The following is a 434-nucleotide window of genomic DNA, read 5'->3' on the forward strand; positions in this document are numbered from 1 at the left end:
CTCCCCGACACCAAGTATTCATCGTTTACTGCGTGGACTACCAGGGTATCTAATCCTGTTTGCTCCCCACGCCTTCGAGCCTCAACGTCAGTTGTCGTCCAGTAAGCCGCCTTCGCCTCCGGTGTTCCTCCTAATATCTACGCATTTCACCGCTACACTAGGAATTCCGCTTACCCCTCCGACACTCAAGCTATACAGTTTCCAAAGCAGTTCATGGGTTGAGCCCACGCCTTTCACTTCAGACTTGCATTGCCGTCTGCGCTCCCTTTACACCCAGTAAATCCGGATAACGCTTGCCCCCTACGTATTACCGCGGCTGCTGGCACGTAGTTAGCCGGGGCTTCTTAGTCAGGTACCGTCATTTTCTTCCCTGCTGATAGAGCTTTACATACCGAAATACTTCTTCACTCACGCGGCGTCGCTGGATCAGGGTT

The 434-nt window shown here is 52.8% G+C and carries 1 rRNA gene; it reads right to left on the bottom strand.

Features of this window, described 5'->3' with window-relative positions:
* Positions 1-434 (bottom strand): 16S ribosomal RNA (locus SBH76_RS13505); the annotation flags it as partial.

Source organism: Lachnoanaerobaculum sanguinis (genome assembly GCF_033242365.1).
In the GTDB taxonomy this organism is placed as follows: Bacteria; Bacillota; Clostridia; order Lachnospirales; family Lachnospiraceae; genus Lachnoanaerobaculum; species Lachnoanaerobaculum sanguinis.